Source organism: Allorhizobium sonneratiae, from assembly GCF_023700755.1.
Lineage (GTDB): Bacteria > Pseudomonadota > Alphaproteobacteria > Rhizobiales > Rhizobiaceae > Allorhizobium > Allorhizobium sonneratiae.
In genome coordinates this window covers 235083-250472 of sequence record NZ_JAMKOJ010000001.1, presented here as the reverse complement: position 1 = coordinate 250472, position 15390 = coordinate 235083, and the positions used below count along the sequence as shown (strand labels likewise).

Genomic DNA, 15390 nt, shown 5'->3' with positions numbered 1-15390 from the left:
TCGGCTCCGACAGCCCGTGCCGGAGCAATCCGGGAATGGTCCGGCCTCTCAGCCGGACCGGCGACCTCAACCCAGACGGGTTTCGGCTGCCTCGACAATCGCCTCGACGGTGATGCCGAAATGTTTGTAGAGTTCCTTGTAGGGGCCTGAGGCACCGAAGGAATGCATGCCGATGAAGGCGCCATCGGAACCGATGATCGCATCCCAGCCCTGACGGATGGCCGCTTCGACGCCAATCTTCACCGGCGCGTCACCAATCACCGCCTTGCGGTAATCGTCGGGCTGCTCAAAAAACAGCTCGAAGCACGGCACGGAAACGACGCGGGCGGCAATGCCCTTCTCGGAGAGCGCCTTCTGCGCACCAATCGCCAGCTCGACTTCCGAACCGGTCGCAAAGATCGAAACCTTGGCGTTTTCAGCACCGATGAGCTCGTAAGCGCCTCTGGCGGAAAGGTTTTCCGCCGAATAGCTGGTGCGGGCGGCAATCAGATTCTGCCGTGTCAGCGCCAGACCGGAGGGACGGTCCTGATGTTCAAGGGCAATCTGCCAGCATTCCGCCACCTCGGTCGCATCGGCCGGACGGAACATCATCAGATTGGGAATGGCGCGCAGCGCCGCCATCTGCTCCACCGGCTGGTGGGTCGGGCCATCCTCGCCAAGACCGATCGAATCATGCGTCAGAACATGAATGACGCGGATGCCCATCAGCGCCGCCAGGCGGATCGACGGACGGCAATAATCGGAAAAGATCAGAAAGCCGCCGGAATAGGGAATGAGACCGCCATGCAGGGCAATGCCGTTCATCGCCGCCGCCATGCCGTGTTCGCGAATGCCGTAATGGATGTAGCGGCCGGAGAAATCCGTCGGTGTGATCGACTTGGTCTGGCTGGTCTTGGTGTTGTTCGAGCCGGTCAGGTCGGCGGAGCCGCCAACCGTCTCGGCAACGATGCCATTGATCACCTCCAGCGCATCCTCGGAGGATTTGCGTGTGGCAAGCGTCGGTTTCGTCTCGGCGAGCTTCTTCTTGTAGGCGTCGATGGCGGCATCGAAGCCTTCAGGCAGCTTTCCGGCAAAACGACGGTTGAATTCCACCTTGTTGGCCGAGGCGTCAAGCTGCTTTTCCCAGGCCTCACGCACCGGCGCGCCGCGCTTGCCGGCCTCGCGCCAGGCGTCGAGCACATCGGCGGGCACGACGAAGGGTTCTGCATCCCAGCCGAGCGCCTTGCGGGTGGCGGCAATCTCTTCCGCGCCAAGCGGCGAGCCATGCACCTTATGGGTGCCGGCCTTGTTGGGCGCACCGAAACCGATCACCGTCTTGCAGGCAATCATCGTCGGCTTGTCGGACGTACGGGCCTCATCAATGGCCGCAGCAATCGCTTCCGGATCGTGACCGTCAACGGCCAGCGTGTTCCAGCCGGAAGCGCGGAAACGGGCATGTTGATCGGTGCTGTCGGCAAGCGATATGGCCCCATCGATGGAAATGCCGTTATCGTCCCAGAAGACGATCAGTTTGTTGAGCTTCAGATGACCGGCGAGCGAAATCGCCTCCTGGCTGATGCCTTCCATCAGGCAGCCGTCGCCAGCGATCACGTAAGTATAGTGATCCATCAGGTCGTGGCCGAATTCCTGGGCCAGCTTCTTTTCGGCAATCGCCATGCCGACAGAGGTGGCGATGCCCTGGCCGAGCGGACCGGTCGTGGTTTCGATGCCGTCTGCGTGGCCATATTCCGGATGGCCCGCGGTCTTGGCGCCAAGCTGGCGGAAATTCTTGATGTCATCAATGCTGATGTCATCATAGCCGGTCAGATAGAGCAGCGAATAAAGCAGCATCGAGCCATGACCGGCCGACAGCACGAAGCGGTCGCGATTGGGCCATTTCGGCGCTTTGGGATCGAAGCTCAGATAGCGGCTGAACAGCACGGTTGCGACATCGGCCATGCCCATCGGCATGCCGGGATGGCCGGAATTGGCCTTTTCGACCGCATCCATGGACAAGAAGCGGATCGCATTGGCCATCCGGCTGTGTTTTTCGGGAGAAATCATGACTATTCCGCCTGTTCCGGGACTTGAACGAGGTTTGCCAGACGACAAACGACTGGAAGTCCAAAATCCTTAACAGGTGACACGGGCAAGTCAACAAAGGGCGGAGTTTTTGAGCGGCTTGCGAAATATTTTTCGCACTTCGCCTTTTTTATGTGCAAATCCCGAATGATAGGCAAAGGCCAAAGCGTGCGTTTGCGAACCACCGGCCAGCCATAACGGACAATAGCGGGATGACCAACCAGGATGCTGCAGACGTGGCCACACGCAAAAGCGTGAAACAGGTTTGCCACGAGAAGCTGCGGAAAACCCGAGAATCCTTGCTGATGAAAGATTGGCTTGCAAAAGAAAGTCTGCTTAGTGTCAAGAGGCAATTAAAATTTGAAACGTCGATTCGACCTGTCCGGACAGGCTTCGCATAAGTCTTCCGCGATAGAATGAAGCTGAAAATCGGGGATCTTAAAACTGCAACGGATACCTGCCTGACGCATGATTCTGGCCAGCGGATACGTTTTTTAGGATTATGCAGTGGATTGAAAGCGTTGCAGCCTTTCATGCGGGTTTGACAAAGCGCACGATGCTGTAACAGGCAGGATGAACCGGAACCGGAATGGATGAGAATGGCGACGGACAGAATGGCGGCGGCGATCAGTGCCCTGCATCAGGCCATGACCAACCTGGAAAACGCCGTTGAGATGCGCCTCGACGTTGACCGGGTCAAAGTGGACATTGAGCTTGAAGTGCGGCGCGTTCATGCCGATCGCGCCCGCCTTGCCCAGGAGCTTGACCAATCGCAGTTTCGCGCCAACCGTCTGGAAGAGGTCAATCGTGAGGTTTCCCGGCGTCTGGTCACGGCCATGGAAACCATCAGGGCCGTTCTGGATCGTTGATCGGCAGGCCATGGCATCGCAATGTGCCAGACCCTGCGATACTGCAAGTGACGAAAGTGAGAAAATCGGACGCATATGGCACAGGTGACGGTTACTATTGACGGAAAGGCCTATCGCATGGCCTGCGAGGAAGGCCAGGAACAGCACCTGATCGGCCTTGCCACCGAATTTGACCGCTATGTCGGCCACTTGAAGCACCAGTTTGGTGAAATCGGCGATCTGCGCCTGACGGTGATGGCGGCCATCATGATCATGGACGAATTCCAGGAGATGCGACGGCGCCTTGCCAACCTCGAGCAGTCGAACGGACATGCCGATCAACGCGAGGAAGACATTGTCAACGCCATCCTGACGCTGACCGAACGGCTGAACGAACTGACCGGCAGGCTCAGCAATCCTCATGAGCCGCAGCATCCCTGAAATAAATAGTCTTTTGCCCGTTGCCGCCTCTGGCGCAAAAGCGGCATTCATCCTATATCTTAGTTGCGGTCTGCGCCTCTCGACAGGAACTCACAATCCCTGGGGCCATACCCGATCTTGAGGGAGCTGTCCCTGACCAGGCCCGTGGGTCTGGCCATATGGCGCCCACCTACTTTGTAGGCTCCCAGGATCGTACTTATTTCCATCGGTTGCCGTGGATCGCACTTTCTCAGCCATTTCCGGTTCATTCCGCTTTCGCTCTTGCAGCGCATGCGTTTATAAGACGCTGACAGCCCCCCTGTGACACCAAGACATAGACGATGCGTCAGCTTCCTTGGCTAGAAGACGTTTGGGATGTCTCTACGGCAGAATCCGACGGGTGAAACGAGGACCGCTAGAGCGCTTCACACTTTTCTCGGGACAATGCTCTAAAGCTGGGCTGCAAAAGGAACAGGTGAGAGCGCCGATGCTCTCGATGAAGGACACAGCATGTATCAACCGCCGCATTTTCGCCAGACGGAGATCGATACGCTCCACGCATTCATCCGCCAGCATCCGCTTGGATTGCTGATTTCTTCCGGAACGGCAGGCCTTCTGGCCAATCCCGTTCCATTTTTCCTGAAATCCGAACCTGACGGCAAGACCTCTCTTATTGCCCATCTTGCCAGGGCCAATCCGCAATGGCAGGCGCTGGAGAAGGACGTTGAAGCCCTTGTCGTGTTTATGGGCCCCGATCACTATATCTCACCCGGCTGGTATCGAACCAAGCAGGAAACCGGCAAGGTCGTCCCGACCTGGAATTATCAGCTGGTGCAGGTGCGCGGCCATGTGCGTGTCCACCATGACAGTGACTGGCTGCGGCATCAGGTCAAACTGCTGACAGACCAGCAGGAAGCTGACCATCCTCGCCCCTGGGCGCTGGAAGATGCACCGGAACCCTATGTGGCAGGCCAACTCAAAGGCATTGTCGGCATTGAAATCAATGTCACGCTTATCGAGGGCAAGCTGAAGGCCAGCCAGAACCGCAACGAGGCCGACCGGGATGGCGTGCGCAACGGCTTGCTGGAAAAAGACACAGGGTCAGCATCCATCATGGCGGCCTTGGTGCCCAAATAAAACGGCGGTGCGAACATCCGCGACCGACGTATCACCTCTTACTGCATCATTCCTGAAATCGGGTGAGATTGAAGGTGAAAATGATGCAGCAGATAAAAAGTGTTACAGCGCCGTTCGCCATATTTGGCGCACAGCGCTGTAAAGCACGTTGCGGCTTATCAGCCTCAGAATTCTTCCCAGTTTGCCTCATCAGTCTTTTGGGAGGCGACAACTCCACCCTTGGAGGCAAAAGCACCGGCAAGACGACCCATCATCGAGCGGGCCGGTGAGTGAACCGGGCGGGTGGATTCGACCGCTGGCTTGATCCTTGCGGCAGGCTGCGTTGCGCGCATCGAGGATGCAGCGGCGGCAGAAGCCGGTTGCGCGGGCTGCGTGACGGCGGGCGATGCCATCTCTTTCCCGATCCTGAACTGCGCGATGAGGTTGACCAGCGCGCTGGCGCTTTCGGCCAGTTTGTGGGTCACGGCATTGGCTTCCTCGACCATGGCAGCGTTTTCACGGGTAAACTGATCCATCTGGTTGACCGAGGCATTGATGTCCTGCAAACCGTCGGTCTGTTTGCGTGAAGAGGCCGCCATATCGGCGATCAGGCTGTTGATACGGGCCACCTGCCCGGCAATCGAGCCGAGCGCATCGCCGGTTTCGCGCACCAGCTTGACGCCGCCGGCCACTTCCTCGCCGGATTTGGTGATCAGACCTTTGATATCCTTGGCGGCATTGGCTGAGCGCTGGGCAAGCTCGCGCACCTCCTGGGCGACGACGGCAAAGCCCTTGCCCGCCTCTCCGGCACGGGCAGCTTCCACCCCTGCATTCAACGCCAGAAGATTGGTCTGAAAGGCAATCTCGTCGATGACATTGATGATCTTGGAAATTTCGCTCGACGCCTGCTCGATCCGGCCCATGGCATCCACGGCTGCGGAAACGACATCGGACGAGCCCTTGGTGCTGCGCTCGGCTTCGGCGGCAAGGGTAGAGGCTTCCTGCGCGCGCTCGGCAGTGGCGCGCACTGTCACGGTCACCTCTTCCAGCGCGGAGGAGGTTTTTTCCAGCGAAATCGCCTGACGTTCGGTGCGGCTGGCCAGATCGTTGGCGGCGCTGCGCATTTCCTGGCCGCTGGCATCCACATTGGTCGCCTCTGCGCGGAGACGGGCAAAGGCAAGGCCGAGATTGACGGCGGAATTGTTGAAGTCCTGACGCAGGGTTTCCAGTTCCGGCATGAAGACTTCATCGATCCGTACCGTCAGATCGCCCTGGCTGAGCCGATTGAGTGCCACAGCCAGCGCATCGGCGCAACGCCGGCGCTCCGCCGAATAGGCATCCTTTTCCGCCTCGCGGCGGTTGCGTTCTGCCTCGTTGCGTTCCTGCGCGGCCAGTGCTTCCTGCTCCAGCTGGCGCTTTTTCATCGCATCATGCCGGAAGACCTCGAGCGCGTGGGCAAGACTGCCAATCTCGTTCTTCAGATCGAGATGGGGAATGTCGAATTCCGTATGTCCCTCGGCAAGGCGCTCAGCCGCAGCCGTCAAATTGGGAATGGGCCGCATGATCCTGCGGGTCAGAAACACCAGAAGACAGACCGACAGCACCAAGGCCACGATCGAGGTCATGGCAATCGCCCAGCTGATATCATTGCCGATGCTGGCGATATCGGCCTGGCGCACACCCGCATACAAAATGCCGATGACCTTGTCCGTATCGGAGAAGATCGGCTGATAAATCGTGTAATAGGGTGTGCCGAGAATAACGGCCTTGCCGCTATAGGTTTTGCCTGCCTGAATGACCGGCAACACGGCACCTTTCGGATCAAGCGCGGTTCCAACGGCGCGCTTGCCATCCGGCTTGACGATATTGGTCGTGCGGCGGATGAAGCCAGTTCCGGCATCGTCCAGCGTGAACAGCGTTGCCGTCTGACCGGTCATCCGGCCAATGCTGTCGATCATGTCATGACTGGCGAAACTTTTCGGCAGTGACGGCGCCGTAATCCTGTCAACATCGCCATTGGCCGCCCAGCGCACCTTCACACCGGGAAGATCCCGCTCCAAAAGCGTGGCTGCAACCCTGAGGCTGGCATTCTGGCTGGCAACGGCGTCACTGGCGACCTTGCGGTCGATGATACCGGAAATCGTCCAGGCAACCGCGGCAAGACTGAAAATGAGAATGAGCGAGCCCATCACTGTGACAGCTTGCACGAGACCGAACCGTGGCAGGATTTTCATGATGCCAACCCTTTTTCTGTAAATCGTCTGCGCCAAACAGGAAGCAAACGCCCCATTAATATTGCTTGAACCCGTCTGCTTTTCCTGACAGGTATTGTTGATATGAGGAAAAGACCTCTTAAACTTTAGAATGAAATTAGCTGCCAAATGTTAAGATTGGGTTTTTTGCACCTGTAACGTGCCTATCCTGCTCCATAAAGACCAAGAGTTCAGCCCAATGTGCAATGCCCTGACCAAAGCCGAATTACGCAAGACCAGCCTTGACTGCCGCGACAATATAAACCCAGAGTTGCATATCCTGTATTCGCAGGCCATTGCCCGTCATGGCGCGGCGGCAATTGATTTTGCCGCGGGCACAGTGGTTTCCGGGTTTTATCCTATTCGCTCGGAAGTGGATGTGATGCCGCTGATGAGAAGGCTTGCCGACGCCAGAGCGCGCCTTTGCCTGCCGGTGGTGCTGGACCGCCAGACAATCTGCTTCCGGCTGTGGATGCCGGATATGGCTCTGGTGAAGACCGGCTTCGGCACAATGGGGCCGGGTCCAGAGGCTGAAGTGGTCGATCCCGATATCCTGCTGATACCGCTTGCCGCCTTCGACGGGAAAGGCAATCGCATCGGCTATGGCGCCGGCCATTATGACCGCGCCATTGCCCGATTACATGAGAAAGATCGAAATCCGCTTCTGATCGGCATTGCATTCGACTGTCAGGAAGTGGCAGAAGTGCCCTTCGAGCCGCATGATGTCGCCCTGAATGGGATCATCACCGAAAGCGGCTATCGCAGGTTTAAGGCGTGACAGGACAATCGAATGCGGCTGCTTTTTCTGGGTGACATGGTGGGCAAGACGGGCCGGGTGGCTGTGTGGGAGAAACTGCCGGGCCTGATTGCCGATCTGAAACTGGATTTCGTCATCGTCAATGGCGAAAATGCCGCTGGCGGCTTTGGTATCACCGAGGATATCTTTCTCGAAACACTGAATGCCGGTGCCGATGTCGTCACCACCGGCAACCATGTCTGGGACCAGAAAGAGGCCGTTTCCTTTTCCACCCGTCATGACCAGTTCCTGCGGCCGGTCAATTATCCCGCCGGTACGCCCGGCAAGGGCTCCGGGCTGTATTATGCCCGTAACGGCGCGCGCGTTCTCGTCTCGAATGTCATGGGTCGGGTCTTCATGCATCCGGAGCTGGACGATCCCTTCAAGGCGGCGGAAGCCATTCTCGACGCCTGCCCGCTAAAGGAGCAGGCCGACGCCATCGTCTTCGATTTTCATGCCGAAGCCACCAGCGAAAAACAATGTTTCGGCCATTTCGTCGATGGGAGAGCCAGCTTCGTTGTCGGCACCCACACCCATGTGCCAACCGCAGACCATCAGATATTGAATGGCGGCACCGCCTATATGTCGGATGCGGGCATGTGCGGCGATTACGATTCCTCGCTCGGCATGGACAAGGAAGAGCCGCTCAACCGCTTCATCTCGAAAATGCCGAAAGGCCGTTTTGAAGCCGCCCATGGACCGGCCACGCTCTGCGGCGTCGGCGTCGAGATTTCCGACAGGACCGGCCTTGCTGAAAAAATCGCCCCGCTGAGGATTGGCCCGCGCCTTGCCGAAACCCTGCCCGATTTCTGGGTTTGATCGACAACAGAACTTGCCTCGCACCGCAAGCGGTGTAAGGTCCGCACGCAACAGCGCATCTATTTCAATCGGTTTAGAACGGGAATGTGACCATGCCGGCTTTCAAGACGCTCGACGATCTTCATGATATCTCTGGCAAGCGCGTGCTTGTCCGCGTTGACCTCAATGTGCCTGTGAGTGAAGGCAAGGTCACGGATGCGACCCGCATTGAGCGCGTTGCGCCGACGATCAAGGAACTGTCGGCCAAAGGCGCAAAAGTCATTCTTCTCGCCCATTTCGGTCGCCCCAAGGGCGAAGCGGTCGCCGATATGTCGCTTGGCCAGATCGTGCCAGCCGTCGAGGAAGTGCTGGATCAGGCCATCGCCTTCGCTGCCGATTGCATCGGTGAGAGGGCGCAAGACGCGATTGCCCGGATGAACAGCGGTGATATCCTGCTTCTGGAAAACACCCGCTTCCACAAAGGCGAGGAAAAGAACGACGCTGCCTTCACCGCCGAGTTGGCGAAAAACGGCGATCTCTACGTCAACGACGCCTTTTCCGCCGCCCACCGCGCCCATGCTTCGACGGAAGGTCTCGCCCATCACCTGCCCGCCTATGCCGGCCGCACCATGCAGGCCGAGCTTGAGGCGCTGGAAAAGGGACTTGGCAACCCCGCCCGCCCGGTGGTCGCCATTGTCGGCGGCGCCAAGGTCTCGACCAAGATCGACCTGCTCACCAATCTGGTGAAAAAGGTCGATGCCCTGGTGATCGGCGGCGGCATGGCCAATACCTTTCTCGCCGCGCAAGGCATCGATGTCGGTAAATCATTGTGCGAGCATGATCTGGCCGCAACCGCCCGCGAGATCATGATTGAAGCCGAAACCGCAGGCTGCACCATCGTACTGCCGGAAGACGGTGTCGTGGCACGCGAATTCAAGGCCAATGCCGCCCATGAAACCGTGACCGTCTCGGCCATTCCCGCCGATGCGATGATGCTCGATGTCGGGCCGAAATCCGTCGATAAGGTCAATCAGTGGATTGGCAAGGCGGCAACGCTGGTGTGGAACGGCCCTCTCGGCGCGTTTGAAATCACCCCCTTCGATACGGCCACCGTTGCCGCGGCCAAACATGCCGCTGACTGCACCCGCACGGGCAAGCTCGTATCCGTGGCCGGAGGCGGCGATACGGTCTCGGCCCTCAATCATGCCGGCGTCGCCGACGACTTCTCCTATGTCTCGACCGCTGGCGGTGCCTTTCTCGAATGGATGGAAGGCAAGGAACTTCCCGGCGTTGCCGTTTTGAGCAAGACAGCCTGATAGCGAGACCACAGTTTTGTCCGTAGCAGCGCACGCCCTGGTCAGCCGGGACGTGCGTTTTTATTTTACCCCATAACAAAATTAAATAGTTTTCAACAAGGAACCAAATTGCGATTGAATTTTTTTAGAAAAAATTGCGAATTTTTAAACGATTGAAATGAATTCAATCGTTTCAATAACTTAAGTGCCTATTTCTCCTGACACATTCTTCTGTTAGGCGATAACGATCAGTCACGTTTTCGGGAGAATGGACATGCGTGAGAGACTTGAAGACATCGCCGTCGCCATGGTGGCGAATGGCAAGGGGCTTCTGGCCGCGGACGAATCCACGTCCACCATCAAGAAACGTTTCGACACGATCGGGCTTGAATCCACCGAAACCAGCCGTCGCGACTATCGCGAAATGCTGTTTCGCGCCGATGAGGCGATGAAAAAATACATCTCCGGTGTGATTCTCTACGAAGAAACCCTGTTTCAGAAAGCTGCCGACGGCACACCTTTCGTTGATGTCATCAAAGCCGCTGGCTCCATTCCCGGCATCAAGGTCGATTGCGGCGCAAAGCCGATGGCAGGTTTCCCCGGTGAAACCATCACCGAGGGCCTTGATGGCCTGCGCGAACGCCTCGACAGCTATTACAAGGCGGGTGCCCGCTTTGCCAAATGGCGCGGCGTGATCGCCATTGCCGATGGCCTGCCGACATGGGGCGCGATCAAGGCCAATTCACAGGCACTCGCCCGCTATGCCGCGCTCTGCCAGGAAGCTGGCATCGTGCCGATCGTCGAGCCGGAAGTACTGATGGACGGCGCGCCCGGCACGCATGACATTGCCAAATGCGCTGAAGTAACCGAATGGGTGCTGCGCACCGTCTTTACCGATCTCTATGACGCCCGCGTTTCGCTCGAAGGCATGATCCTGAAGCCGAATATGGTGATCGACGGCAAGAATCTGCGCAAGGCTTCGGTGGAAGAGGTCGCCGAGCGCACGGTTCAGGTGCTGAAAGCCACGGTGCCTTCCGCTGTGCCAGGCATTGCCTTCCTCTCCGGCGGTCAGACCGTGGAAGAGGCAACCGCGCATCTTTCCGCCATGAATGCCGGTTTCGACCTGCCCTGGGAACTGACCTATTCCTATGGCCGCGGCCTGCAGGACAGCGCTCTCAAGGCCTGGGGCGGACGCCCGGAAAATGTCGCTGCCGGTCAGCGCGCCTTTACCCATCGCGCCAGAATGAACAGCCTTGCCGCTCTCGGCACCTGGAAGGAAGATCTGGAACGGGCCGCCTGATTATCCCCGGCCTATCATGCAGCAGACCCCGCCATCCGGCGGGGTTTTTCTTTTTCAGAGCCAGATCAGGGCCGGATCAGGATCGTCACCGTCCAGATGACGAAAGCGGCAACAGCCAGCTTCCAGAAATCCTGCCGCCTTTTAAGACCCGGAAGGTTCAGCGGACGCATGATCTGCACCGCCATCATCAAAATCAGGAACAGCGAAATCAGTTTATTCATGAAGTGTTCAGACCCGCTGCCCTAATTTCGTTAGAAGAAGTGTGCGACAGGGAACACATGCATTATACATGCGTTTGCCGACAGAATGATCATGTGTCGCATATCCCCTTCCATCCGTGGGCTCAATCCCGGGCCTTCATATCGTGATCCGAGAGCAGGGCCCATCCGGCAGATCGTTAAACGGTGTGCGAGGAACCAGGCAGCGGCAGCCAACCACAGTCAGAATTTGAAGTGATCCTCCATGGCGCGTAAAATCCTTCCCGTTCTTGCACTCATGCTCGGCACCCTGTTCCTCTATCTCGGCAATGGCCTTTACGGCCTCTTGCTTCCGGTTCGCGGTTCAGCGGAAGGATATTCCAACGAAATTCTCGGCTTTCTTGGCACATCCTGGGCCATCGGCTTTGTTCTCGGCTGTTTTTTCTCACCGAAACTGGTCATGCGCATCGGCCATGTCCGCGCCTTTTCCAGCTTCATTGCCGTCATCGCCATTATTGCGCTTTTGAATGGCCTTGCCGTCAACCCCTATGTCTGGGTGGGACTTCGCGCCATCACCGGATTTTGCACGGCCGGAACCTCGATGATCATCGAAAGCTGGCTCAACGAGCGCGCCACCAATGAAAGCCGCGGCGCGATCTTTTCCTTCTATATCGCCTCGACCCTGTTCGGCGCCGTCGGCGGCCAGATGATCCTGCCCTTCGCCGATGTTCACACGCCGGTGCTGTTTATGATCTGCGGCATTCTCTATTGCCTGGCCATGCTGCCGACGACCATGTCCAATGCCGCCTCGCCACAACCCTTGAGTTCGGTCAAGCTCGACCTGCCTAATCTCTACAAAAACTCACCTGTTTCCTGTATCGGCATTCTGCTGATCGGCACCGCCAATGGTGCTTATGGTACGCTTTCAGCCGTCTTTGGCGCTCGAGTGGGGTTGAGCGATGTAACGATAGCCAGCATGCTGAGCATCACCATCTTTGCCGGAGCGCTGGCGCAGTTTCCCGCAGGCAGGCTCTCCGACAGAATTGACCGGCGGTTTGTGATGGCGGGCCTGTCGCTGCTCTGCCTCGTTGCGGCACTGCTGCTGCTGCTTTTGCAACCCCATGGTGCCACCCTGCTCATTCCGATGGTCGCCCTTTACGGCGCAGCCGCCAACACGCTCTATCCCATCGCCGTCGCCCATGCCAACGACTTTGCCGAAAGCGGCGATTTCGTCAAAGTCTCCGGCGGTCTGCTGCTGCTTTACGGCATCGGCACCATCATCGGCCCCACGCTTGGCGGCCCGGTGATGACGGCTCTTGGCCCCTATGCGCTTTTTGCCGTCACGGCCTTCGCCCATGGGCTGATTGTCATCTACGCCATTTTAAGGAGCCGCGTGCGGGCTGCCCCTTCACAGGACGAGAAGGAAAACTTCTCCACCAGCCACGCGCCGCTTTCGACCCTGACGGTTACGCCGCAATCGGCCGAGCTCGACCCGCGTGCCGATCGGGCAGATACGCAGGCCGAAACGGCCCTGCGCGCCGCCTCCTGAGGCAGCAAGCCCCGAAAACCCCGTCTGGCACCATCTTGCGGAGCACGAGTCCTTGCCGCCTGCGCAAGCTTCGGGCAAGCGAATCACTTTGCGCCATGCCAAGAAAAGTCCCCATTTGGCCGCAACCACAGGCCAAATATGGCTCAAAGCTGGAATCTTGCACTGATCTCGGGAAAAAGCGCAGATAAGTCATTCAAAATATTAAAGCCCCTATCGGATGTAGAAAAAACCCGTGAATGACTGAGGATGAAGTTGCATGCGCTTTTCCATATCAGTCTGAAGCAATATTAATCATTCATTAAGCATTCTATGAAATTCTCTGGGTTATCCAGTACTTCTGGATTCAGGCGGTTTCTCCAACTGGCGAATTGGTCTGATTTTTCTCCCTGTTTTACCTTGAGAGCCGCTTTTGCGGCTCTTTTTTTATGATCTTCAACATTTACCTAAAACTGTGGGAATTAACCCTTCCTTAAGAAACAACTTGCGCAACTGCGCTAATGATAGCATCGTGATGTCCATGAAAAGCGGCTGGACATCGTCGAAGGCCGCACGAGTTAAGAAGTGATGCGTAAGACAGGGATAATGTCGATGTCGGAACTCGGATTGAATACGGTCAGCTTTGCCGGGCGTGCCGCCTCGTCGCCGCAATTCAAGGCAACCTATGCCGAAGGCATGGGACTGGTAGAAGAAACCGCCGCCTATCTGGACGGACCCGGACGCGCCGCCGCCAAGGTGTTGCCGCGCATGGCATCCGTTCTTTATGCAGCTGAATCCATGCGACTGACAACACGGCTGATGCAGATGGCCTCATGGCTGCTTTTGCAGCGCGCCGTCAACAATGGCGAAATGTCGCGCGATCAGGTTCTTGCCGAAAAAAGCAAGGTCCGTCTCGACGGCTTCAATGTCGACAAGAACGCACCAGGCTGGAACGATCTGCCGGAAGCCTTTCGTGAACTGATCGAACGGTCGCTGCGGCTGCAAAACCGCATTGCCCTGCTCGACCGGGAGATCTACCGCCCGAATGAAGCGGCAATCATGCCCGACAATGAAAACAGCGTTCAGGCACAGTTGAATCTGCTGCGTACAGCCTTTGGCCTGAACTGAATCTTCCTTTGCATTTTTTCACATGCCCGGTTGGACCAATCCAGCCGGGCATTTACTGTTTGGCGAGGACTGCACAACGACACGCTCTGCCGCAAACCCGGCCCGCAAGCCATTATGACAATCGATTCCTGATCCTGCGTTCAGCCGCTGGAACCAAACCGCATGCCGACCATTGGTGTGAGAGGTTTACATCATCAGGATCGGCTGCGCCTTCATGTCTTCTTCTGAAAAATCTTCGACACCCGCCCTTAAGCCTTCGGCACAGCGCGCGCAGAAGCCGCATCAAAGCAAAAGTCCGGGCCTCAGCCGCAAGGATCAGGAGGAGGTGGAAGACAGGGCCAAGCTTCGGCCCGTCGCCGTGTATGAAATTGTGCGCAAGGAAGGCGAGGACGAGCTTTCCCGCCCCACCAGCAGCCTGATCTGGTCCGGCTTTGCCGCAGGCCTTTCCATCGGCTTTTCGGTCCTGACGCAGGCTGCACTGCGCGACCATCTGCCGGATGCGCCCTGGCGGCCTCTGGTGGAATGCTGGGGTTATTCTGTCGGCTTCATCATCGTCATTCTCGCCCGCCAGCAGCTTTTTACGGAAATCACCCTGAGCGCGGTTTTACCCTTTCTTGCCCGTCCAGGGCTTTCGGGCGGGCTGAGCGTTCTGCGCTTATGGTGCCTGGTCTTTCTCGCCAACATGGCGGGAACGGCGCTGTTCGGGCTGGCGCTTGCCACCGATCTGTTTTATGCCCCAGGTGTGCAGGAGGCCGCACTTGCCATTGCCCGTGAAACCACCAGCCATTCGGCATCGGCCACCTTCATGCATGGCATCATGGCCGGCTGGCTGATCGCCACCATTGTCTGGCTCCTGCCTTCCGCCCAAAGCGCTTCCTTTCTGGTCATCGCCCTGATCACCTATCTGATCGCGCTGTTCGGGCTTGCCCATATCGTTGCCGGCTCGGTGGAAGCCTTTCTGCTGGTCTTTAAGGGAGAACTTGGGGTTTTCCAGGCGCTCTGGCAATTTTTCGTGCCTGCCCTTGCCGGTAATATCATCGGCGGCGCCGCCCTGTTTGCCCTGATCAGCTACGCCCAGATAGCCGACGAGCTTTTCGAGAACTGACCGCCCTCAGGAGAAGCAAAGCCTACAATAAAAAAGCCCGGCAAAAGCCGGGCTTTTTGTCAGACATCAAACGATGCTCAGAGGCCAAGGCCGCCGAAACGCTTGTTGAACTTGGAAACGCGGCCGCCACGGTCAACGAGCTGCTGGTTGCCGCCTGTCCATGCCGGATGCGACTTGGAATCGATTTCGAGGTTCATCACAGCGCCTTCCGAACCCCAGGTGGAGTAGGTTTCGTATTCGGTGCCGTCGGTCATGACCACCTTGATCTTGTGGTAGTCGGGATGAATATTAGACTTCATAACGTGTTCCTGCTGTGCCGGAGGGTCCATTTGCCGCAATTGCGTCAGCCGGCCCGCTACATTAGATCAAGCCATGGGAACGTCCTCGTCCCTAGCTCATAATTTGGATGGGGTGCCTATACATGAACCCTGTCAGGATAACAAGAGCCGGAACAGCAAAGAGACACGCTCCCGGGCAGGATTTCAAGGAACCTTCCGCCTGCATCGATCTTGAGGAGCAAAATGGCCTGTTTGCCATCAAACGCGCAGA

Annotated in this window: 14 protein-coding genes and 1 other RNA gene; 11 read left to right on the top strand and 4 right to left on the bottom strand. The window is 57.6% G+C overall.

Annotated features, from left to right (window positions below):
* Positions 1-66: 66 nt before the first annotated feature.
* Complete coding sequence (tkt, locus tag NAC44_RS01025) at positions 67-2043, bottom strand: transketolase (RefSeq protein ID WP_250936971.1); 1977 nt, start codon at positions 2041-2043, stop codon at positions 67-69.
* A gap of 632 nt (positions 2044-2675) precedes the next feature.
* On the opposite strand from tkt, the gene NAC44_RS01020 reads away from it, so the two are divergent.
* From NAC44_RS01020 to NAC44_RS01005, 4 genes are all read left to right on the top strand, one after another.
* Positions 2676-2930 (top strand): DUF4164 domain-containing protein, encoded by a 255-nt coding sequence (locus NAC44_RS01020; RefSeq protein WP_420839849.1) that lies wholly within the window; start codon positions 2676-2678, stop codon positions 2928-2930.
* Between the two features lie 75 nt (positions 2931-3005).
* Complete coding sequence (locus NAC44_RS01015; protein WP_250936969.1) at positions 3006-3350, top strand: cell division protein ZapA; 345 nt, start codon at positions 3006-3008, stop codon at positions 3348-3350.
* Between the two features lie 64 nt (positions 3351-3414).
* A non-coding RNA gene (gene ssrS / locus NAC44_RS01010) (6S RNA) lies at positions 3415-3575 on the top strand.
* A 264-nt stretch (positions 3576-3839) separates the two neighbouring features.
* Positions 3840-4466, top strand: a complete 627-nt coding sequence (locus tag NAC44_RS01005; RefSeq protein WP_250936967.1) for an FMN-binding negative transcriptional regulator — start codon at positions 3840-3842, stop codon at positions 4464-4466.
* Between the two features lie 164 nt (positions 4467-4630).
* Here NAC44_RS01005 and NAC44_RS01000 read toward each other — a convergent pair whose 3' ends face one another.
* A complete protein-coding gene (locus NAC44_RS01000) occupies positions 4631-6679 on the bottom strand; it encodes a methyl-accepting chemotaxis protein (protein WP_250936965.1) in 2049 nt (682 codons plus the stop codon).
* 217 nt (positions 6680-6896) lie between these two features.
* On the opposite strand from NAC44_RS01000, the gene NAC44_RS00995 reads away from it, so the two are divergent.
* The 4 genes from NAC44_RS00995 (at position 6897) to NAC44_RS00980 (ending at position 10886) form a co-directional block, all read left to right on the top strand.
* Positions 6897-7475, top strand: coding sequence for a 5-formyltetrahydrofolate cyclo-ligase (locus NAC44_RS00995; RefSeq protein ID WP_250936964.1), 579 nt, complete (start codon positions 6897-6899; stop codon positions 7473-7475).
* 12 nt (positions 7476-7487) lie between these two features.
* Positions 7488-8312, top strand: coding sequence for a TIGR00282 family metallophosphoesterase (locus NAC44_RS00990; protein ID WP_250936962.1), 825 nt, complete (start codon positions 7488-7490; stop codon positions 8310-8312).
* A 92-nt stretch (positions 8313-8404) separates the two neighbouring features.
* Positions 8405-9607, top strand: a complete 1203-nt coding sequence (locus tag NAC44_RS00985) for a phosphoglycerate kinase (RefSeq protein ID WP_250936959.1) — start codon at positions 8405-8407, stop codon at positions 9605-9607.
* Between the two features lie 253 nt (positions 9608-9860).
* Entirely contained in the window at positions 9861-10886 is a 1026-nt protein-coding gene (locus NAC44_RS00980; RefSeq protein WP_250936958.1) for a class I fructose-bisphosphate aldolase, read from the top strand.
* A gap of 65 nt (positions 10887-10951) precedes the next feature.
* Here the strand turns inward: NAC44_RS00980 and NAC44_RS00975 are convergent, their stop codons facing one another.
* Positions 10952-11107 carry a hypothetical protein gene (locus NAC44_RS00975; protein ID WP_250936957.1) on the bottom strand — a complete coding sequence of 52 codons (156 nt, stop codon included), beginning with the start codon at positions 11105-11107 and terminating at the stop codon, positions 10952-10954.
* Positions 11108-11348: 241 nt separating this feature from the next.
* Between NAC44_RS00975 and NAC44_RS00970 the strand changes: the two genes are divergently transcribed.
* The 3 genes from NAC44_RS00970 (at position 11349) to NAC44_RS00960 (ending at position 14841) form a co-directional block, all read left to right on the top strand.
* Positions 11349-12632: an MFS transporter gene (locus NAC44_RS00970; RefSeq protein WP_250936956.1), complete on the top strand. Its 1284-nt coding sequence runs from the start codon at positions 11349-11351 to the stop codon at positions 12630-12632.
* Between the two features lie 588 nt (positions 12633-13220).
* The gene (gene rcdA / locus NAC44_RS00965) at positions 13221-13736 is read left to right on the top strand and encodes a protease adaptor protein RcdA (protein ID WP_250936955.1); all 516 of its coding nucleotides are present in this window, start codon (positions 13221-13223) and stop codon (positions 13734-13736) included.
* A 214-nt stretch (positions 13737-13950) separates the two neighbouring features.
* Positions 13951-14841 (top strand): formate/nitrite transporter family protein, encoded by an 891-nt coding sequence (locus NAC44_RS00960; protein ID WP_250936953.1) that lies wholly within the window; start codon positions 13951-13953, stop codon positions 14839-14841.
* 77 nt (positions 14842-14918) lie between these two features.
* Here the strand turns inward: NAC44_RS00960 and rpmE are convergent, their stop codons facing one another.
* Entirely contained in the window at positions 14919-15140 is a 222-nt protein-coding gene (gene rpmE / locus NAC44_RS00955) for a 50S ribosomal protein L31 (RefSeq protein ID WP_250936952.1), read from the bottom strand.
* Positions 15141-15390: the final 250 nt, after the last annotated feature.